The following is a 20,458-nucleotide window of genomic DNA, read 5'->3' as shown; positions in this document are numbered from 1 at the left end:
AGGCCCTTGAGCGCACGGCACCAGGTTCGCCGATGCAGCCCGGCCGGCGACGCGCATCCACGGCTACAACCGGCACGGGACCTCCACCCTGTTTGCGGCCCTGGAGATCGCCACCAGCCACGTCACCGCGGCGTGCAAGCCTGGGCACCAGCGCCAGGAGTTCCTGGCCTTCCTCAAGCAGGTTGTCCGAGCCTACCCCCAGGGAATCTGCACCTGGTGATGGACAACTACGCCGCGCACAAGGCCCCCGAGGTAAGAGCCTGGCTGGCGGAGAACCCTCGGTTCCAGATGCGCTTCACGCCGAACTCGGCCTCGTGGTCGAACTTGGTTGATGTGCCAACATCGCATTTGCCCAGTATTCGTCCGTCGTCGACATGAGGCGTGGTTCGGGCTCATCGAACGCCAGGCCCTGCATCGGGCCGACGTCGTTTCGGTGCCCGAGCTGAACAAGCGGATCCGGGCCTTCGTCACCGGCTGGAACGATCGCTGCCACCCGTGCGTGTGGACCAGAACCAGCACCGAGATCCTGAAAAAGCCAGCCGCCCAACCATTTAGAAGACGGACCATTAACAAAGTGTACTGACCGGACACGTTGATCGACGTCGCGGCTTGTCTTTGAGCGTGCTCGAACCCCTAGCGTGCAGGTCATGACGAATGACCGGGCCCTGGCAGATGCCCTGCGACTCGCCGTTGATCCGCCCGGTGGCGTGAACGTCGACGCGCTTAGAGAACTCACCCGAGCCGATTCCGAAGAGGACTGGGGCATTGCTGCGGCCGCCGAGCACTTAGGCGTCAGCCCTCACACCCTGCGCTACTACGAGCGCATCGGCCTGGTGGTCATCCCTAGGGACCACGCGGGGCATCGCCGGTTCGACGCCCCGGCCGTACGGCGCCTCGTTTTCCTGACCCGGATGCGCGCATCAGGCATGTCCATCGCCGACCTGCGTCGATACATCGACCTCGTCAACGCCGGCGCAGACACAATCCCAGACCGACTCGACCTCCTCCTTGAGCACCGCGACACCCTGCGTTCCCAGATCACCCAACTCCAACTCGCCGCGACCGAGTACAAGCTCGCCGCCTACCAGGAAGGCCCCCAGCCATGACGACCCTCCAGCACGACATCAACTCCGATGAGAACCTTGCTCGCCGCCAGCACGGCCAAGACGTCCTCTCGCGCATCGACGGCCACCAGGGCGAAGCCGTTATCGATTCCCTCGCTGACATCAGCCCCGCCCTGGGGCACCACGTCGCGGCTTTCGCCTTCGGTGACATTTACGACCGGCCCGGGCTCGACCCGCGCAGCCGTCAGCTCGTCACTATCGGGGCCTTGACCGCGCTGGGTGGCTGCGAGCCGCAACTGCGGGTCCACATGGGCGCCGCACTGAACGTCGGCCTCACAGAAGAGGAGATCGTCGAAGCCCTGCTCCACAGCTCGGTCTACGCCGGCTTCCCTCGCGCACTCAACGCGACGTTCGTCGCCAGGGAGGTATTCGCTTCGCGACGGGCCAACGCCTGACGACGAATCAGAACGGGCAGGAGGGCCGTCGGCTCATCTGGCGGCCCTCCTGTCGAGCACGCACAAGGACTTCCATGTCACACGCCAACGCAGCTCTCACACCCCGACACCGGCTCAAGGTGGCCCGGCTCGTCGTCGTCGACGGGCGGCCGATCAGTGAGGTCGCCGCCCGCTTCCAGGTGTCGTGGCCAACGGTGAAGCGGTGGGCCGACCGCTACCGGGCCGGGGAGTCCATGCACGACCGGTCGTCGCGCCCGAGGACGTCGCCGAACAAGACGCCGAAGCCTGTCAAGAAGCGATGCGTCAGCCTGCGAATCCGAATGCGGGAAGGGCCAGTTCAGCTCGCAGCCCGCCTCGGCGTCGCCGCGTCCAGCGTGCACCGCATCCTCACCACCGCACGCCTCAACCGGTCGGCCTACATCGACCGCGCCACTGGTGAGTCGATCAGGCGCTACGAGCACCCCCCAGCCCGGCTCCTTGCCGCACGTGGACGTGAAGAAGCTCGGGAACATCCCCGACGGCGGTGGATGGCGCTACGTCGGCCGACGCCAAGAAGAACGCAATCGTGCGGCGACCCCTGGGAAGCCGAAGACCAAGTGGCGCAACCCGAAGCTCGGTTACGTGTTCGTCCACACCGTCATCGACGACCATTCCCGTGTCGCGTACACCGAGGTCCACGATGACGAGACCGCCGTCACTGCCGTCGTCGTCGTGCACCGAGCCGTCCATTGGTTCGGCAAACACGGCGTCACCATCGAACGGGTGCTGTCGGACAACGGAGGCGCCTACCGATCGCACCTGTGGCGTGACACCTGGGAGGCCTTGTCGATCACCCCGAAGCGGACGCGGCCGTGCCGACCACAGACCAACGGCAAGGTGGAGCGCTTCCACCGCACCATGGCCGACGGGTGGCCTACGCCCGTTGCTACACCAGCGAGCGAGAACGCCGCGACGCACTGTCCGACTGGCGCCACCAGTACAACCAGCACCGTCCGCACACGGCCTGCGGGAACCAGCCGCCGTTCTCACGTTTGATCAACGTCCCCGGTCAGGACACCTGGATCTCCGCTCCGGCACTAGCCGGTGGCGCACCGCCCCGTGGGTTCCCGGGCCCACGGGGCGGTGTCGTCTCACGGCAGCAGCAGGAGCTTCCCCTGCGTGCCGCGGGATTCGAGGTCGCGGTGCGCGGCGGCGGCGTCGTCGAGCGGGTACGTGGCACCCACCCGGACCTCGAGGCCCCCGGAGGTCACGGCGTCCATGAGCTCGCCCCAGCGCCACGTGCGCTCGTCCCGGTCCCGCGTGTAGTAAGCCAGGGACGGGCGGGTCACGTAGAGCGCCCCGGAGCTGTTGAGCCGCTGCAGGTCCAGCGGGGGCACCTGGCCGGAGGAGCCCCCGAAGAGCACGGTGGTCCCGCGCACGCGGGTGGCCGCGAGGGATTCGTCGAAGGTCGTACGGCCCACCGAGTCGTAGACCACGTCCGCGCCCAGGCCGTCCGTGAGCTCGCGCACGTGCTCGGCGAAGCCTTCGTAGCCGAGCACGTGGTCCGCGCCGAGGCGCTTGGCCGTCTCGGCCTTATCCCGGGTGGAGGTCAGCGCGATCACGGTGGCGCCGATGCGCTTGAGCAGCTGGATCGTCAGTCCGCCCACCCCGCCGGAGGCCGCTGTGACCACCGCGGTCTGCCCGGGCTGCACGGGAAACGTGGACCGCACCAGGTAGTGCGCCGTGAGTCCCTGCAGGGGCAGGGCACCGGCGGTCTGAGGATCCATGCCGTCCGGCACGGGCAGCGCCTTGTCCTCGTCCACCGTGAAGAACTGCGCGTACGTGCGGGTGGCCTCGGAGGTTGCCACGCGCTGACCGGTCCGCACGGTGGTGACCTCTGAGCCCACAGCCACGACCTCGCCGGTGCCCTCTGAGCCTGCCGTGAACGGGAAGTCCACGGGGTACACACCGGAGCGCTGGTAGGTCTCGATGAAGTTCACACCGGTGGCCTCGGTCCGCACGAGGACCTCCCGGGGGCCGGGCTCGGGGATGGGCACCTCGGCCGGGCGCAGCACCTCCGGGCCACCGGGCTCGTGCGCGACGATCGCCTGCATCGTGGTCTCGCTCATGGTCAGTTCCTCCTCGCAGCGGGGTGCCGTGCTCGCAGAGGGGCACGCCGGCGTCCCCGTCAGTCTCGCGCTGCGGCACCTCCCGGCACAAGGCAGTGCACGTCGGGGCGGGCGGTCACCCGCGCAGAGACTTGGAACGCGTTATGCATAAATATTGAGTGGAGTGCATAGGAATACGGTATGGTGGAGCCCATGACCTACACCGTTGCAGTCTCAGGCGCCACCGGCTACGCGGGGGGAGAGGTGCTCCGTCTGCTGTGCGGGCACCCGGACATCGAGATCGCCACCGTGGCGGCCCACTCCTCCGCCGGGCAGAAGCTCGGGGCGCTCCAGCCGCACCTGCACGCGCTCGCGGACAGGGACGTCGTCGAGTCCACCGCGCAGAACCTCACGGGCCACGACGTCGTGTTCCTGGCCCTGCCCCACGGTCAGTCCGCGGCGCTGGCCGAGCAGCTGCCCGCAGGCACGGTCGTGATCGACGCCGGGGCGGACCACCGGCTCGAGTCCGCCGAAGCGTGGGGAGCGTTCTACGGCTCAGACCACGCCGGCACGTGGCCCTACGGGCTGCCCGAGCTGCTGGTGGACCCGAACGGCCGCAAGCAGCGAGAGAACCTGCCCGGCGCCACCCGGATCGCCGTCCCTGGCTGCTACCCCACGGGATCGCTGCTCGCGCTGGCACCCGCGCTGGCGGCGGGACTGGTGTCTCCCCAGGACATCGTGATCGTGTCCGCGTCCGGGACCTCGGGTGCGGGCAAGGCCCTGAAACCTCACCTGCTCGGTGCCGAGACGATGGGGGGGATGTCCCCGTACGGCGTCGGCGGCGGGCACCGGCACACCCCGGAGATCGAACAGGGGCTGGGATGGGCGGCAGGCGAGGGCGTGCGGATCTCGTTCACCCCCACCCTGGCTCCCATGCCCCGCGGCATCCTCACCACGGCCACCGCCGCGCTGCGCCCGGGCACGACCGAGGAAGCTGTGCGGGAAGCCTACCGCGCCGCGTACGACGGCGAGCCGTTCGTCCACCTGTTGCCCGAGGGGCAGTGGCCCACCACCAAGTCGGTGCAGGCCTCGAACCACGTGGCGCTGCAGCTGGCCGTGGACCCGCACGCCGGGCGGCTCGTGGTGAGCGCCGCGATCGACAACCTGACCAAGGGGACGGCTGGCGCCGCCGTGCAGTCCCTCAACCTGGCCCTCGGCCTCCCCGAGACCGCGGGTCTCACCGCACAGGGCGTGGCACCGTGAGCGCCCGCCCCGTCCCCGACCGCCCGTCCGAACCAGGAGCTGCCATGTCCTCGCACAACCCCGTTCCCGACGTCCCCGTGAGCACCGACTCCGGCGTGTGCGCCGCGGCCGGGTTCACCGCCGCCGGCGTGGAGGCCGGCTTCAAGAAGTCCGGGGGCCGCGACCTCGCGCTCGTGGTCAACACCGGGCCCGACGACGCCGCAGCGGCCGAGTTCACGAGCAACCGCGTGGCCGCCGCACCCGTCCACTGGTCCCGGGAGGTGATCCGGCAGGGCCGTGCCCGCGCGGTGGTGCTCAACTCGGGCGGGGCGAACGCGTGCACCGGCCCGCAGGGTTTCCAGAACACGCACGAGACCGCCGAGCTGGTGGGGGAGCAGCTGGGCATCGGTGCCGGAGAGGTGCTGGTGTGCTCCACAGGGCTGATCGGGGAGCAGCTGCCCATGGACGTGATGCGCGGAGGCGTCCCGGCCGCGGTGGCCGCGCTCGCCCCCGGGCAGCGTGCCGCGGCGGAGGCCGCCGAGGCGATCATGACCACGGACACCGTCCCCAAGCAGGCCTGCGTGAGCGGTGCGGGCTGGAGCGTGGGCGGCATGGCGAAGGGCGCGGGGATGCTCGCCCCGGGGCTGGCCACCATGCTCGTGGTGCTCACCACGGACGCCGTCCTGGGCGCGGAGGAGCTCTCGCTCGCGCTGAAGGAGGCGTGCCGGATCACGTTCAACCGCACGGACTCGGACGGCTGCATGTCCACCAACGACACCGTGGTGCTGATGTCCTCCGGCGCCTCGGCGCAGCGCCCGGACCAGGTGGAGTTCACCCGCGCGCTGACGGCCGTGTGCCACAGCCTCGCGCAGCAGCTGATCACGGACGCGGAGGGCGCGTCCCACGACATCGCCGTGACCACGATGGGCGCGGCCACCGAGACGGAGGCTGAGGACGTCTCCCGCACGGTGTGCCGCTCCAACCTGCTCAAGACCGCGGTCTTCGGCAACGACCCCAACTGGGGGCGCGTGCTCTCCGCCGTGGGCACCACGCAGGCGCAGTTCGACCCGGACCGCATCGACGTGTCGATCAACGGCGTCACCGTGTGCCGCAACGGCGCGATCGGGGACCCGCGCGAGGGTGTGGACCTCGCGGCGTCGCGCGCGGTGGACATCGTGGTGGACCTCAAGAGCGGGGACCAGCAGGCCACGGTGTGGACCAACGACCTCACCCACGACTACGTCGAGGAGAACAGCGCCTACTCGAGCTAGCGCGCCCACCATGTCACGTCTCAGCGATAACACCAGGTACGAAACGGCCCGCTCCAAGGCGGAGACCCTCATGGAGGCGCTGCCGTGGATCCAGCGCTACGCGGGCTCCACCATGGTCTTCAAGTACGGCGGCAACGCCATGGTCAACGACGAGCTGCGCCGCGCGTTCGCGGAGGACATCGTCTTCCTGCGCCACGTGGGGATCCGCCCGGTCGTGGTCCACGGCGGCGGCCCCCAGATCAGCGCGATGCTCGACTCGTTGAACATCGCCTCGGAGTTCCGGGACGGGCTGCGCGTCACCTCCGAGGAGGCCATGAACGTGATCCGCATGGTCCTCACGGGCCAGGTGGGCCGGGAGCTCGTGGGCCTCGTCAACGCCCACGGTCCCTACGCGGTGGGGATGTCCGGGGAGGACGCCGGGCTGCTGCAGGCCCGCAGGGTGCGCACCGGCTCGGACGGCGCACCGCTGGACCTGGGGCTGGTGGGCACGGTCACGCGCGTGAACACCGCCGCCGTGGAGCAGCTGCTGGACATCGGCAAGATCCCGGTGATCGCCTCGATCGCCCCGGAGCTCGCGGACTCCGACGACGACGCCGCGGGCCTCGGCTCCCTGACGGGCCAGGTCCTCAACGTGAACGCGGACACGGCTGCCGCGGAGGTCGCGGTGGCGCTGGGCGCGGAGAAGTTCGTGGCCCTCACGGACGTGGAGGGGCTGTACGCGGACTGGCCGGACAGGTCCTCGCTGATCTCCTCGCTCACGGCCTCGGAGCTGCGGGAGATGCTGCCCACGCTGGAGTCGGGGATGATCCCGAAGATGCGTGCGGCGCTGCGCGCCGTGGAGGGCGGGGTGCCGCGGGCGAGCATCGTGGACGGGCGCTCGGAGCACTCGTCGCTGCTGGAGATCTTCACGGACACGGGCATCGGCACCGAGGTCACACCGGACGGGACGGAGAACGCATGAGCGCGCGGCAGGACGAGCTGCTGGAGCAGTACAGGGACAACCTCCTGGGGGTGTTCGGGGATCCCTCCCTCGTGCTCGTCTCGGGCGAGGGGGTTCACGTCACGGACGCGAACGGCAAGCGCTACATGGACCTGCTGGCCGGGATCGCCGTGAACGCGCTGGGACACGCGCACCCGGCGTGGGTGCGGGCCGTCAGCGAGCAGGCGGGCACGCTCGCCCACATCTCCAACCTCTTCACCTCCCCGGGCAGCATTGCGCTGGCGCACAAGCTGCTGGAGGTCACCGGGGCGCCGGAGGGCTCGCACGTGTTCTTCGCCAACTCCGGCTCCGAGGCGAACGAGGCGGCGTTCAAGCTGGCCCGCCGCCACGGCGCGGTCCACCCCGATGCGCAGGGGCGGCCCCGGCAGCGGGTGATCGCCCTGGAGCACTCGTTCCACGGCCGCACCATGGGCGCGCTCGCACTGACCGCCAAGGAGGCCTACCGCGCTCCCTTCGAGCCGCTGCCCGCCGGGGTGGAGCACATTCCGGCCACGGTCGAGGCGCTCGAGTCCGCGCTGGACGACACCGTGTCCGCCGTGATCGTGGAGCCCGTGCAGGGCGAGGCCGGGGTGCTCGGCCTGCCCGAGGGCTTCCTGGCGCGAGCCCGGGAGCTGACCCGCGAGCACGGTGCGCTGCTCGTGGTGGACGAGGTGCAGTCCGGGATCGGTCGCACCGGTGCGTGGCTCGCCTCCAGCGCGCAGCTGCCCGCGGGAGAGTTCCCGGACGCCGTGACGTTCGCCAAGGGTCTCGGCGGGGGCTTCCCCGTGGGGGCGTTGCTCACCGCGGGCCCGGAGGTCTCCGGGCTGCTGGGCGCCGGGCAGCACGGCACCACGTTCGGCGGCAACCCGCTGGCCATGGCCGCGGGTCTCGCGACCCTCACCGCGATCGAGGACGAGGACCTGCTCGCCAACGCCCGCCGGGTGGGGGAGCACCTCGCCCGGGGCCTGCGCGCCGTCGACGGCGTGGTGGGCGTCCGCCAGTACGGTCTCCTGCTCGGCGTGGACCTCGTGCAGGAGGGCCCCGAGGACCCGGTGGCGCAGCGCGTCGTCGCCGCGGCCCGGGACGCCGGGTTCATCCTCAACGCCACGGGCCCGGCCACCCTGCGCCTGGCCCCGCCCCTGATCATCACCGAGCGGGACGTGGACGAGTTCGTGGCCGTCCTGCCGCGGCTGCTCGCCGCCCGCGAGCACTGAACCGCCCCCCCGCCCCTCACCCGCTCCCCAAGGAGGATGCCCCGTGCTCCGTCACTTCCTGATCGACACCGACCTCACGCCCGAGGAGCAGACCCGGGTCCTGGACCTCGCGCTCGCGCTGAAGGCGGACCGCTTCTCGCGCCGCCCGCTTGCGGGCCCGCAGACCGTGGGGGTGGTCTTCGACAAGACCTCCACCCGCACGCGGGTCTCCTTCGCCACGGGCGTCAGCGACCTCGGCGGCAGCCCCCTGATCATCAACCCCGGGGAGTCGCAGCTGGGGCACAAGGAGAGCGTGGCGGACAGCGCGCGCGTGTTCTCGCGGATGCTCGCCGCGGTCGTCTGGCGGACCTACGCGCAGTCCGGGCTCGAGGAGATGGCCGAGCACAGCACCGTCCCGGTGGTCAACGCCCTGTCCGACGACTACCACCCGTGCCAGATCCTCGCGGACCTGCTGACCCTGCGTGAGCACCTCGGGGACCTGCCGGGCCGCACCCTGGCCTACGTGGGGGATGCCGCGAACAACATGGCCAACTCGTACCTGCTCGGCTGCGCCACCGCCGGGATGCACGTGCGGGTGGCCGGACCCCAGCAGCACCTGCCGCGCCAGGTCGTCGTCGACGCCGCACGGGAGCGGGCCGAGCAGACCGGTGGCTCCGTGCTCGTGACCACGGACCCGGCCGAGGCGCTGCGGGGCGCGGACGCCGTCGTCACCGACACCTGGGTCTCCATGGGCCAGGAGGACGAGAAGGCGGAGCGCACGCGGATCTTCCAGCCGTACGCCGTGACGCGCGAGGCCATGGCGCTCGCCGGCGAGGAGGCCGTCTTCCTGCACTGCCTGCCCGCGTACCGGGGTTACGAGGTCGAGGCGGAGGTCATCGACGGGCCCGCGTCGCTCGTGTGGGACGAGGCGGAGAACCGGCTCCACGCGCAGAAGGCGCTGCTGACCTTCCTGCTCGACTCCTCGGGACTCTCGGCGGACCTGCCGGCAGCCCTGCGACGGGAGGAGATCCGGTGAGCATGCCCACCACCAAGACGGCGCGACAGGCCCGGATCCTGGAGCTCGTCACCGGAGGGGAGATCCACTCCCAGGCGGAGCTCGCGGAGCTGCTCGCCGCGGACGGCATCCAGGTCACGCAGGCCACCCTGTCCCGCGACCTCGTGGAGCTCGAGGCGGTGCGGGTGCGTTCCGCCAACGGGGGCATGGTCTACGCGATGCCCCGCGCGGGCGCGGACCGCTCCCCGGCCACCGGGATCACCCGTGAGAGTGCCGAGGCGAAGCTTGCCTCGCTGTGCCGGGAGCTGCTCGTCACCGCGGAGGGCAGCGCGAACCTCGTGATGCTGCGCACCCCGCCCGGAGCCGCCCAGTACTTCGCCTCGGCCATCGACCACTCGGTGATGCCCGAAATCCTGGGGACCATCGCCGGGGACGACACCATCATGGTCGTGGCGCGGGACCCCGCGGGCGGCGCGGACCTCGCACGCACCTTCCTCGACCTCGCCCGCTGAGCGACGACGCCGCGGTGCCGCCCTCCTGCGCCCGGCAACCACGGCGCTCGTGGCACCAGGGACGCGGAGTCCACGGCGCTCAGGCCTCGGGGGTCTCGTACTGCGTGAGCAGCGGCAGCAGCTGCTCCTGGCCGAAGACCCTGGCGACGTCCTGCGCGTGCTGGTGCCCGGTGGCCTGCCCGGCTCCGGCTTCCAGGAGCATGCGGGTGATGGCTTCGTTGCCGCGGAACACGGCGCACACCAGCGCGGTGAAGCCCATGTCGCTCACGCGCTCGGTGTCCGCGCCCTTCTCCAGGAGCATGGCCACGGTGTCCTCGCGCTCGAGGTAGGCGGCGAGGTTCAGCAGGGTGTCACCCTTGCCGTTGGTGAGGTTGACCGGCACGCCCGCGTCCAGGGCGGCATGCAGGGTGTCCGTGTCGCCGTTGCGGGCGGCGTCGAAGAGCGAGGTGGCGTACGCCAGCTCGGCCTCGGTGAGCTGCGGGGGCTGGGGTGCGGATTCCGGCTGGGTCACGGGAGGTCCTCCTGCGGACGGGTGCTCCGACTCGGCGGGGCACGGGTGGGGATCGCGGGGGCGATCCGGGCTTGCTCCCAGTCTCGCACGCGCTCCCGGACCCGTGGCGTGGGCGTTTGACTCGGGTACCCGATACTGGCAGTCTCACGTGTTAGATCTCACACACGTTCCCTGGAGGACCCATGACCAACCTGGCCACGCTGCTCACCACCTCGGCCGCGAAGTACACGTCCGATCCCGCCGTGATCCTGGATGACCTGCACCTGAGCTACGGGCAGCTGGACGACCTCTCCGCCCGCGGCGCCGCCCTGCTCACCGCCAACGGCATCCGCCCCGGGGACCGCGTGGCGCTCGTGCTGCCCAACGTGCCCCACATGGCGGTGCTGTACTACGCGATCCTGCGCGCCGGCGGCATCGTGGTCCCGCTGAACCCGCTGCTCACCCCTCGCGAGCTGACCTACCACTTCCAGGACGCGGGCGTGAGCTTCGTGCTCGCGTGGGAGGACATGGCCCAGGCCAGCCAGAAGGCGGTCGAGGAGCTCGACGGCGTGGCCGTGCTGCCGATCAGCGCCCAGGGCACCGTGGGGCACCTGATGTCGGTTGAGCCGGCGGCCGAGGTCGTCGAGCGCGAGGACGAGGACACGGCGGTGCTGCTGTACACGTCCGGCACCACCGGGCGCCCCAAGGGTGCGGAGCTGACCCACCACAACCTGCACTCGAACGCCGAGATTGCCGGGGAGCTGTTCGACCTGCGCAACGGGGACGTGATGTTCGGAGGGCTGCCCTTCTTCCACGTCTTCGGCCAGACGGTTGCCCTCAACGGGGTGGTGGCCCGCGGCGCCGCGGTCTCCCTGCTGCCGCGCTTCCACCCGGTCAAGGCCCTGGAGATCCTGCGCCGGGACCACGTCAACATCTTCGTGGGCGTGCCCACCATGTACGTGGCGCTGCTGCACGAGCTGGGCAAGGGCGAGCTCACCACGGAGGGGATCGACCTGCGCGCCGGCGTCTCCGGCGGCTCCGCCATGCCCGTGGAGGTCATGGCCAAGTTCGAGAAGGTCTTCGACACCAGCGTGTACGAGGGCTACGGCCTCTCGGAGACCTCCCCGATCGTGTGCTTCAACCAGCCGGGCAACGTCCGCAAGCCCGGGTCCATCGGCACGGTCGTGCGCGGGGCGGAGATCCGGATCGTGGACGGGGACGACAACGAGGTCCCCACCAACGAGGTCGGGGAGATCGCGGTGCGCGGGCAGTACGTGATGAAGCGCTACTGGAACAAGCCCGAGGCCACCGAGGAGGCCATGCGCAACGGCTGGTTCCACACCGGGGACATGGGCCGCAAGGACGAGGACGGCGCCATCTTCATCGTGGACCGCAAGAAGGACATGATCCTGCGCGGCGGCTACAACGTGTACCCCCGCGAGATCGAAGAGGTCGTCTACCAGTTCCCGGGTGTCGTGGAGGCCGCGGTCGTGGGCGTGCCCAGCGAGAAGCACGGCGAGGAGGTCGGCGCCGTCGTCGTCTTCGAGTCCGGTGTGCTCGAGTCCAAGGGCCGGGAGGCGCTGAGCCAGGAGCTGGACGCGTTCGTGCAGGAGCGAGTGGCCAAGTACAAGTACCCCCGCATCTACCGCATCACGGACGAGCTGCCCAAGGGCCCCACGGGTAAGATCCTCAAGCGCGAGCTCTCGCTCGATGCATAAATAACGACAGTTGTGTATAGTCATGCACGGAGCGCGGGTCGTCCCGCGCAGTCAGTGTCGTCGTTGAGCAGTGTGTGAGGAGAACGCCGTGAGTGATCGCGTGGTATTGGCCTACTCGGGTGGACTGGACACGTCCGTGGCCATCGGGTGGATCGGTGAGGCGACCGGTGCCGAGGTGATCGCCGTGGCCGTGGACGTCGGACAGGGCGGCGAGGACCTCGAGACCATCCGTCAGCGCGCCCTGGACTGCGGTGCCGTGGAGGCCTACGTCGCGGACGCCCGGGACGAGTTCGCGAGCGAGTACTGCATGCCGGCGCTGAAGGCCAACGGCCTCTACATGGACTCCTACCCGCTGGTCTCGGCGGTCTCCCGCCCGGTGATCGTCAAGCACCTGGTGGCCGCGGCCAAGCAGTTCGGGGCCACCACCGTGGCCCACGGCTGCACGGGCAAGGGCAACGACCAGGTCCGCTTCGAGGTGGGCATCCAGACGCTCGGCCCCGAGCTCAAGTGCATCGCCCCGGTGCGGGACCTCGCGCTGACCCGTGAGAAGGCCATCGCCTACGCGGAGAAGAACGAGCTCCCCATCGTGACCACCAAGAAGAACCCGTTCTCCATCGACCAGAACGTGTGGGGTCGAGCCGTGGAGACGGGCTTCCTGGAGAACATCTGGAACGGTCCCACCAAGGACGTCTACGAGTACACCGACGATCCCACGTTCCCGCCCGCTGCTGACGAGGTCGTGATCTCGTTCGAGCGCGGTGTGCCGGTCGCCCTGGACGGCAAGCCCGTGACCCCGCTGCAGGCCATCCAGGAGATGAACCGTCGGGCGGGCGCACAGGGCGTGGGCCGGATCGACATCGTCGAGGACCGCCTGGTGGGCATCAAGTCCCGCGAGATCTACGAGGCCCCGGGTGCCATGGCGCTGATCACCGCGCACAAGGAGCTCGAGAACGTCACGGTCGAGCGCGAGCAGGCCCGCTTCAAGAAGACCGTGGGCCAGCGCTGGACCGAGCTGGTCTACGACGGCCAGTGGTTCTCCCCGCTGAAGAAGTCCCTGGACGTGTTCATCGACGACACGCAGAAGTACGTCAACGGCGACATCCGCATGGAGCTGCACGCTGGCCGGGCCACCGTGACCGGGCGGCGCTCGGACACGGGTCTCTACGACTTCAACCTCGCCACCTACGACGAGGGCGACTCGTTCGACCAGTCCAACGCCCGCGGCTTCATCGAGCTGTTCGGGATGTCCTCCAAGGTCGCGTCCCGGCGCGAGCAGAACCTGGACGAGGACTGACCCCACCCGCCGCGCGCACGGCGTGCACGCGGCGGACCCCGCTGACGCGGTGCCGGACGGCCGGGCTCCTAGACTGGAGCCCGGCCGTTCGACGCGCCCGGGACTCCGCCGCGCGTCGTCGCGTCCGCACCGCCGTCCCCACCGCGTCACGTCGTCACGGCAGAATGCCCCGTCGTGCCGCCCCCGCGCCACTGGCGCACACCGCCGGGGGCGCACCGATCCACCACCGTCCACGAGGAGCACCATGGCCCAGCACGAGCAGCACGGAACCAACGAGGGCGCCCTGTGGGGCGGCCGTTTCGCCGGGGGACCGGCGGACGCGCTGGCCGCGCTGAGCAAGTCCACCCAGTTCGACTGGCGTCTCGCGCCCTACGACATCGCGGGTTCGCGCGCCCACGCCCGGGTGCTGCACACCGCGGGTCTGCTCAGCGCCGAGGAGCTGACCGGGATGATCGACGCGCTGGACCGACTCGAGGCGGACGTGCGCAGCGGCGCGTACGTCCCGGCGGAGTCGGACGAGGACGTCCACGGCTGCCTGGAGCGCGGACTGATCGAGCGCGCCGGCCCCGCGCTGGGCGGCAAGCTGCGGGCGGGGCGCTCGCGCAACGACCAGATCGCCACGCTGGGACGCATGTACCTGCGGGACCACGCCTCGATCATCGCGGGCAACCTGCTGGACGTGGTGCGCGCCCTCGTGGAGCAGGCGCGGCGTCACCCCTACGCGCCCATGCCCGGACGCACCCACCTGCAGCACGCCCAGCCGGTGCTGCTCTCGCACCACCTGCTGGCCCACGCGTGGGCGGTGCTGCGCAACGTCGAGCGGCTGGTGGACTGGGACGCCCGCGCGGCGGTCTCCCCGTACGGCTCCGGTGCGCTCGCGGGCTCCTCGCTGGGCCTGGACCCCAACGCCGTCGCCGCGGAGCTCGGCTTCGACTCCGCTGTCTTCAACTCGATCGACGGCACCGCGTCCCGGGACGTCTACGCCGAGTTCGCGTGGGTCTGCGCCATGGCCGCGGTGGACGTCTCCCGCATGAGCGAGGAGGTCACCACGTGGGCCACCAAGGAGTTCTCGTTCGTCACGCTGGACGACGCCTACTCCACCGGCTCCTCGATCATGCCGCAGAAGAAGAACCCGGACGTCGCGGAGCTCGCGCGCGGCAAGGCCGGGCGGCTGATCGGTGACCTCGCCGGGCTGCTCGCCACGCTGAAGGGCCTGCCGCTCGCCTACAACCGTGACCTGCAGGAGGACAAGGAGCCGGTCTTCGACGCGATCGACCAGCTCGAGGTGCTGCTGCCCGCCGTGGCGGGGATGATGGGCACCCTCTCGTTCCACACCGAGCGCCTGGCCGAGCTCGCGCCGCAGGGCTTCGCACTCGCCACGGACGTGGCAGAGTGGCTCGTGCGCCAGGGGGTCCCCTTCCGCGAGGCGCACGAGATCTCCGGCGACGCCGTACGCGTGTGCGAGGAGCACGGCATCGAGCTGTGGGACCTCACCGACGAGCAGTTCGCTCAGATCTCCGAGCACCTCACCCCGGGCGTGCGCGAGGTGCTCACGGTCGAGGGCTCGCTCGCCTCCCGCAGCTCCCAGGGCGGCACCGCCCCGGACGCGGTGGCGCAGCAGCTCGCCGAGCTCGAATGGCGGATGGCCGCGCTCGCGGACTTCGAGGCGCGCGAGCCCGTGGTCTCGTGACGCAGGGACTGCACGAGCTGCTGCTGGGCCGCGCGCCCGACGTCGCCCCGAGACTTCTCGGCTCGGTCTTCGTCTGCGCGCTGCCCGTCGGCACGGTGGCGCTCCGGCTGACCGAGCTCGAGGCCTACGGCGGACCCCACGACTCGGACCTGCCGGACCCGGGTGCGCACACCTACCGCGGGCGCACCGCGCGCAACGCCTCCATGTTCGAGGCGCCGGGGCGGATCTACGTGTACTTCACGTACGGGCTGCACCACGCCGTGAACTTCGTGTGCCGGGACGAGGGCACCGGCGGCGGGATCCTCGTGCGCTCCGGGGAGGTGGTGCTGGGTCAGGACGTCGCCGCGCGTCGCCGGCTCGCCAACCGCAGCTCCGAGCCGCCGTTCGTGGCACTCGCGCGCGGTCCGGGCAACGTGGCGCAGGCACTGGGCCTCTCGCGGGAGGACGACGGCGCCGCGCTGGTGGATCTCGGCCGTTCCGACGACCCCGCGGCGCTCGCGGAGGAGGCCGTGCTCCGCACGCCCGAACCGTCGTGGACGGGACTCGCGCTGCGGCAGGAACCGGTGGGCGACGTCGTCGTGACACCCCGGACGGGGGTCTCCGGCGAGGGCGGCATGGACACCTACCCGTGGCGCTTCGCGATCGCGGGGGACCCGACCGTGTCCCCCTACCGCAAGGCCGCGGTCAAGCGTCGGCGCACCCGGTGAGCCGCGCGGCGGCGAGTGGGGGCGTGCCCGGCGGATACCATGGGCGGGTGACTGAATCCGTTGAACAGATGATCGACCGGCTGTGCGAGAAGATCCCGGACCACCCCGAACCGGGGGTGCTCTTCCGCGACCTCACGCCGCTGTTCGCGGACGGGGAGGGCTTCCACCGCACGGTGGACGCGCTCGTGGACGCCTTCCGGGGACAGTACGACTGCGTGGCGGGTGTCGAGGCGCGGGGGTTCATGATCGCCGCCGCCGTCGCCTACGCCTCCGGGGCCGGCATCATCCCGGTGCGCAAGGCGGGCAAGCTGCCCCGCGAGACCCTGTCCCAGTCCTACGACCTCGAGTACGGCACGGGAACGCTGGAGATCCATACCGACGACGCCCCACGGGGCTCGCGCGTGCTCGTGCTCGACGACGTCCTCGCGACCGGCGGCACTCTCGGCGCGGCGTCCGCGCTGCTGACCCGCGGCGGCTACAACGTGGCGGGCTTCGGCGTGATCATGGAGCTCACGGCACTGCGCGGACGCACCCAGCTGGGCGGGCACCGGGTCCGGGCGCTGCTGCGCGTCTGACCCGCGGAGGCGCACCCGGTGGGCGGTAGGATGGTCGATCGCCGGTTGAGCGACCGGTTCCGTCGGCAGGGTGCGTGAGGTGAAGTTCGTGGAGGATTCCGCAGCGGTGGATGTGTCCCGGCAGCTCGAGGACGAGCGCCGGTACGTGGCAGGGGCCTATGCCCGGCTGGACGAGCTGCGGGAGCTCAGCGACCGCGAGCTGCGCAGGGTCCGGACGACCCACTTCGGCGGTGGCCACCAGGCCCGCTCCGAGCGGGACGCCTTTGCCACCTACTACGAGGACCGTCTCGCTCAGCTGAACTCCGTGGACGAGCGCCTGGTCTTCGGGCGCCTCGACACCACGGGCGGCGAACGCCACTACGTGGGCCGCCTGGGGCTGGCGACGGAGGACCACCAGCGGCTCGTGCTGGACTGGCGCGCCCGGGAGGCCGGGGCGTTCTACCAGGCCACGGCCGCGAACCCCATGGACCTCGTGCGCCGTCGCCACCTCATCATGGACGGCCGGGAGGTCACCGCACTGGAGGACGACGTCTTCGATCCCGAGGCCGTCTCCGGAGACGACGTGGTCCACGGCGAGGGCGCGCTCATCGCCGCCCTCAATTCCGAGCGCACCGGGCGCATGACGGACATCGTCGCCACCATCCAGGCAGAGCAGGACCGCATCATCCGCGCACCGCTGTCCGGGGTGCGGGTGGTGCAGGGCGGGCCGGGCACCGGCAAGACGGCTGTGGCCCTGCACCGCGCGGCGTACCTGCTCTACGAGCACCGTGAGCGCCTCGCGAAGTCCGGCGTGCTGATCGTGGGGCCGTCCTCCTCCTTCCTCTGGTACATCGAGCGGGTGCTGCCGGCGCTGGGGGAGACGGGCGTGGTGATGTCCTCGCTGGCGGACCTCTACCCGGGGGTGCACGGCACGGTCGAGGAGGACCCCTGGGTGGCGCGCTGGAAGTCCGGGCTGCACATGGTGGACGTCGTCAGGCGCGCCGTCGCGGACCGGCAGAAGCTTCCCGAGAGGACGCAGTGGCTCTCGGTGGACGGCCACACCGTCAAGCTCGACCGCGCACTCGTGCGCCGTGCCCGGGAGCGGGCCCGCGCCACCGGCAAGCCGCACAACGAGGCTCGCGAGACCTTCGTGAAGGTGGTCGTCAATGAGCTCGCAGACACGCTGGGGGCGGAGCTCAACGAGAAGTCCGGCTCCACGATGGACCGCTCCTACCTGCGGGAGGACCTGAGGCAGAGCCGGGAGGTGCGCATCGCGCTCAACCTCCTGTGGTTGCCCCTGACTCCCCAGCAGCTCGTCTCCCAGCTCTTCGGGAAGGAGCGCTACCTGCGCTCCGCGGCCCCCGAGCTGACCGACGAGCAGGTGGCTCGGCTGCTGCGTCCCGTGGACGCGCCCCTCACCGTGGCGGACGTCGCGCTGCTCGACGAGGCGGCGGAGCTGCTCGGGGACTTCGACACGGCCGGGATCAAGGTGCGCGGGGACCGCGCCGTCGAGGAGCGCAAGGCCCAGGAGTCCGCGCAGAAGGCGCTGGAGACCATGGCGGAGGGCTTCGAGGACATCGGGGCGCAGGGCGTGGTGACCGTGGAGCAGCTCACGGCGTTCAACGCGGAGGCGCCGCACCGCGTCACGGCGGCCGAGGCGGCGTCGTCGGACCGCACCTGGGCCTACGGCCACGTGGTCGTGGACGAGGCCCAGGAGCTCTCGCCCATGCAGTGGCGCGTGCTCATGCGGCGCTGCCCGCTGAAGTCGTTCACCGTGGTGGGGGACATCGCCCAGGCGGGCAACGCGGCCGCGGCGACCACCTGGCAGGGTGCACTGGAGCCGTTCGTGGGGGAGCGCTTCACGCTCGAGGAGCTCACGGTGAACTACCGCACGCCCCAGCCGATCGCAGACGCCGCGGTCCGGGTGGCCCGCGCCGCGGGGCTCACGGTGTCGCACCCCACGGCCGTGCGGGACGGGGACCCTCCCGTGCTGGTGCCCGCCGCCTCGGACGACGCCGTGACCGAGGAGGTCGTGGCGTCCGTGGGCCGGGAGCTGGAGCTGCTCTCCGGAGGGCTGGTGGGGGTGGTGTGTCCCGGTCGACGGATCGCGGCGGTCGGCTCTGCCCTCGAGCGTGCGTTCCCGGGACTCGTGGCCGCCGGGATGCGCAGTCTCGACCGGCGCATCATGGTCCTCACTCCGTGGGACGCGAAGGGCCTGGAGTTCGACTCTGTGGTGGTCGTGGAACCCGCCGAGATCGAGGCGGACCCGTCCGGCGGCCCAGGCAACCTGTACGTGGCGATGACCCGGCCCACCCAGCGGCTCTACCTCGTGGCCGCCCACGGCATGCCCGACGGGGTGGCGCCGGTGGAGCCCGGCGCGGTGGCGGACGGAGGCGCGCGCGCCGCTTCCCGCGAAGCCACGGTGGGGGCCCAGGGCGCAGCACCGGGCGGGGACGACGGCGCTGCGAGGGCCTGATAACTTAGTCCCCGTGTCGACCACCGATCTCACCTCGCAGCACAACGACCCCTCCTTCACGTCCCTGTGGGACGAGCTGAACTGGCGCGGGCTCATCCAGGTCTCCACCGATCCGGAGGCGTTGCGCGAAGTGGTGGACGGCGCTCCGATCACGTACTACTGCGGCTTCGACCCCACCGCCTCGTCGCTGCACCTGGGCCACCTCGTCCAGCTGCTCCTGCTGCGTCGGCTGCAGCTCGCCGGCCACCACCCCCTGGGGCTGGTGGGAGGTTCCACCGGTCTGATCGGTGATCCGCGGCTGACCTCGGAGCGGATCCTCAACTCCCGTGAGACGGTGGCGGAGTGGGTGGACCTGCTGCGTGAGCAGGTGCAGCGCTTCCTCTCCTTCGAGGGCGAGAACCCCGCGCGGATGGTCAACAACCTGGACTGGACCGCGCCGCTGTCCGCCATCGACTTCCTGCGGGACATTGGCAAGTACTTCCGCGTGGGCACCATGATCAAGAAGGACATCGTGGCCAAGCGCCTGAACTCGGAGGAAGGGATCTCCTACACCGAGTTCAGCTACCAGATCCTGCAGGGCCTGGACTTCCTGAACCTCTACCGCCAGTACGACTGCGTGCTTCAGACCGGCGGTTCCGACCAGTGGGGCAACCTCACCTCCGGAACGGAGCTGGTGCGCAAGACGGAGGGCGCCACGGTCCACGCCATCGGCACGCCGCTGATCACCAACTCGGACGGCACCAAGTTCGGCAAGTCCGAGGGCAACGCGATCTGGCTCAACCCTGAGCTCACCTCTCCGTACGCCTTCTACCAGTTCTGGCTCAACACCGCTGACACGGACGTCGTGGACCGCCTCAAGGTCTTCACCTTCCGCACCAGGCAGGAAATTGAAGAGCTCGGCCGGTTGACCGGGGAGGAGCCGCACCGTCGGGAGGCGCAGCGCGTGCTCGCCGCGGACGTCAGCACACTCGTCCACGGGGAGGACGCCACGCGCAAGGCGATCGAGGCGTCCGCCGCCGTGTTCGGCCGTGGCTCCTTCGAGGACCTGGACAAGGAAACCCTCGCCTCGGTGGCCGCAGCACTTCCCCACGCGGAAGTCGGGGCAGGAGAGCACCTGGTCTCGGACCTGCTCGTTGCCACCGGCCTCTCGGACTCCAAATCGGCAGCGCGGCGGGTCCTGAAGGAGGGCGGCGCCTCGGTGAACAACCACAAGGTCACGGGGGAGGACGCCGTGATCGGAGAGTCGGACCTGCTGCACGGCCGATTCGCCCTGCTGCGGCGCGGGAAGAAAAACCTTGCGGCGGTGACGTTCAGCGCCTGAGCGGGGCGCTACCGACACCCCCACCGACCAGGACTTCTGCACGGGACCGGCGTTTTGCGCCGGTCCCGTGTCGTGTGTAATGTATTCCGAGTCGTCGCGACGAGGACCCGGAAGGGACCGAGCAGCGGCGGGTGGCCAGCAAAGATCAGCCCGAAAAATTCGGACCTTGTTCATGCTATGGTTACGGAGCTTCGGAACGAGCGGAGCGGATCGTCTTGAGCAGTCAAGTTGACACGCCGAGCAAGCCGAACTAAGCTGTACAAGCCGCTTCAAGGAGGGCCTTCCGGCCTGGCGAAGCGGAGAACAAATTTGATCGGCTGCGAGCCGGTCGTCAACCGAACGTTGTGAACCTGCAAAGAGCAGTCGATCTCGTTGTGGTGTGTTGTTTGT

18 protein-coding genes and 1 pseudogene are annotated in these 20,458 nt (G+C 70.5%); 17 read left to right on the top strand and 2 right to left on the bottom strand.

Annotation, left to right across the window (positions count from 1 at the left end):
- Positions 1–647 precede the first annotated feature (647 nt).
- From B3G12_RS02880 to B3G12_RS12425, 4 genes and pseudogenes are all read left to right on the top strand, one after another.
- Positions 648–1,106 carry a MerR family transcriptional regulator gene (locus B3G12_RS02880; protein WP_290498995.1) on the top strand — a complete coding sequence of 153 codons (459 nt, stop codon included), beginning with the start codon at positions 648–650 and terminating at the stop codon, positions 1,104–1,106.
- Complete coding sequence (locus tag B3G12_RS02875) at positions 1,103–1,519, top strand: carboxymuconolactone decarboxylase family protein (protein WP_144998801.1); 417 nt, start codon at positions 1,103–1,105, stop codon at positions 1,517–1,519. The genes B3G12_RS02880 and B3G12_RS02875 overlap by 4 nt, the downstream gene beginning before the upstream one ends.
- Before the next feature lie 74 nt (positions 1,520–1,593).
- A complete protein-coding gene (locus B3G12_RS12430; protein ID WP_414672722.1) occupies positions 1,594–2,202 on the top strand; it encodes a helix-turn-helix domain-containing protein in 609 nt (202 codons plus the stop codon).
- Positions 2,141–2,481, top strand: a pseudogene (locus B3G12_RS12425) (DDE-type integrase/transposase/recombinase); the annotation flags it as partial. The gene B3G12_RS12430 and the pseudogene B3G12_RS12425, both read left to right, overlap by 62 nt.
- A 168-nt stretch (positions 2,482–2,649) precedes the next feature.
- On the opposite strand, the gene B3G12_RS02865 reads toward B3G12_RS12425, so the two are convergent.
- On the bottom strand, positions 2,650–3,627 hold the full coding sequence (locus B3G12_RS02865; RefSeq protein WP_290498993.1) for a quinone oxidoreductase family protein: 978 nt from the start codon (positions 3,625–3,627) through the stop codon (positions 2,650–2,652).
- A gap of 192 nt (positions 3,628–3,819) precedes the next feature.
- Between B3G12_RS02865 and argC the strand changes: the two genes are divergently transcribed.
- Genes argC through B3G12_RS02835 form a run of 6 tightly spaced genes read left to right on the top strand, consistent with a single transcriptional unit; the run spans position 3,820 to position 9,818 of the window.
- Positions 3,820–4,869: an N-acetyl-gamma-glutamyl-phosphate reductase gene (argC, locus tag B3G12_RS02860; protein ID WP_290498991.1), complete on the top strand. Its 1,050-nt coding sequence runs from the start codon at positions 3,820–3,822 to the stop codon at positions 4,867–4,869.
- A gap of 44 nt (positions 4,870–4,913) precedes the next feature.
- Positions 4,914–6,119, top strand: a complete 1,206-nt coding sequence (gene argJ / locus B3G12_RS02855; protein ID WP_290498990.1) for a bifunctional glutamate N-acetyltransferase/amino-acid acetyltransferase ArgJ — start codon at positions 4,914–4,916, stop codon at positions 6,117–6,119.
- Positions 6,120–6,129: 10 nt separating this feature from the next.
- Positions 6,130–7,080: an acetylglutamate kinase gene (argB, locus tag B3G12_RS02850; RefSeq protein WP_055085645.1), complete on the top strand. Its 951-nt coding sequence runs from the start codon at positions 6,130–6,132 to the stop codon at positions 7,078–7,080.
- Positions 7,077–8,312, top strand: a complete 1,236-nt coding sequence (locus B3G12_RS02845; RefSeq protein WP_144942229.1) for an acetylornithine transaminase — start codon at positions 7,077–7,079, stop codon at positions 8,310–8,312. Before argB ends, B3G12_RS02845 begins: the two co-directional genes overlap by 4 nt.
- 43 nt (positions 8,313–8,355) lie before the next feature.
- Positions 8,356–9,327, top strand: coding sequence for an ornithine carbamoyltransferase (argF, locus tag B3G12_RS02840; RefSeq protein WP_290498989.1), 972 nt, complete (start codon positions 8,356–8,358; stop codon positions 9,325–9,327).
- 2 nt (positions 9,328–9,329) lie between these two features.
- Positions 9,330–9,818: an arginine repressor gene (locus B3G12_RS02835; RefSeq protein ID WP_290498988.1), complete on the top strand. Its 489-nt coding sequence runs from the start codon at positions 9,330–9,332 to the stop codon at positions 9,816–9,818.
- A 79-nt stretch (positions 9,819–9,897) separates the two neighbouring features.
- Here the strand turns inward: B3G12_RS02835 and B3G12_RS02830 are convergent, their stop codons facing one another.
- The gene (locus tag B3G12_RS02830; protein WP_144942226.1) at positions 9,898–10,329 is read right to left on the bottom strand and encodes an ankyrin repeat domain-containing protein; all 432 of its coding nucleotides are present in this window, start codon (positions 10,327–10,329) and stop codon (positions 9,898–9,900) included.
- Between the two features lie 182 nt (positions 10,330–10,511).
- On the opposite strand from B3G12_RS02830, the gene B3G12_RS02825 reads away from it, so the two are divergent.
- The 7 genes from B3G12_RS02825 to tyrS all read left to right on the top strand — a co-directional run bounded on the left by B3G12_RS02825 (position 10,512) and on the right by tyrS (position 20,068).
- A complete protein-coding gene (locus B3G12_RS02825) occupies positions 10,512–12,026 on the top strand; it encodes a long-chain-fatty-acid--CoA ligase (protein WP_290498986.1) in 1,515 nt (504 codons plus the stop codon).
- Positions 12,027–12,114: 88 nt separating this feature from the next.
- On the top strand, positions 12,115–13,320 hold the full coding sequence (locus B3G12_RS02820; RefSeq protein ID WP_290498985.1) for an argininosuccinate synthase: 1,206 nt from the start codon (positions 12,115–12,117) through the stop codon (positions 13,318–13,320).
- 244 nt (positions 13,321–13,564) lie between these two features.
- Positions 13,565–15,010: an argininosuccinate lyase gene (gene argH / locus B3G12_RS02815; protein WP_144942223.1), complete on the top strand. Its 1,446-nt coding sequence runs from the start codon at positions 13,565–13,567 to the stop codon at positions 15,008–15,010.
- Positions 15,007–15,717, top strand: a complete 711-nt coding sequence (locus tag B3G12_RS02810; RefSeq protein ID WP_144942222.1) for a DNA-3-methyladenine glycosylase — start codon at positions 15,007–15,009, stop codon at positions 15,715–15,717. The genes argH and B3G12_RS02810 overlap by 4 nt, the downstream gene beginning before the upstream one ends.
- 47 nt (positions 15,718–15,764) lie before the next feature.
- On the top strand, positions 15,765–16,292 hold the full coding sequence (locus tag B3G12_RS02805) for an adenine phosphoribosyltransferase (RefSeq protein ID WP_144942221.1): 528 nt from the start codon (positions 15,765–15,767) through the stop codon (positions 16,290–16,292).
- Between the two features lie 70 nt (positions 16,293–16,362).
- On the top strand, positions 16,363–18,747 hold the full coding sequence (locus tag B3G12_RS02800; RefSeq protein WP_144942220.1) for a HelD family protein: 2,385 nt from the start codon (positions 16,363–16,365) through the stop codon (positions 18,745–18,747).
- A 13-nt stretch (positions 18,748–18,760) separates the two neighbouring features.
- Positions 18,761–20,068 (top strand): tyrosine--tRNA ligase, encoded by a 1,308-nt coding sequence (gene tyrS / locus B3G12_RS02795; protein WP_144942219.1) that lies wholly within the window; start codon positions 18,761–18,763, stop codon positions 20,066–20,068.
- The last annotated feature ends 390 nt before the right edge of the window (positions 20,069–20,458 follow it).

The sequence above is a fragment of the Kocuria sp. UBA5001 genome (genome assembly GCF_002398425.1).
In the GTDB taxonomy this organism is placed as follows: domain Bacteria; phylum Actinomycetota; class Actinomycetes; order Actinomycetales; family Micrococcaceae; genus Kocuria; species Kocuria salsicia.
This window is presented reverse-complemented; position numbering and strand designations above follow the sequence as displayed.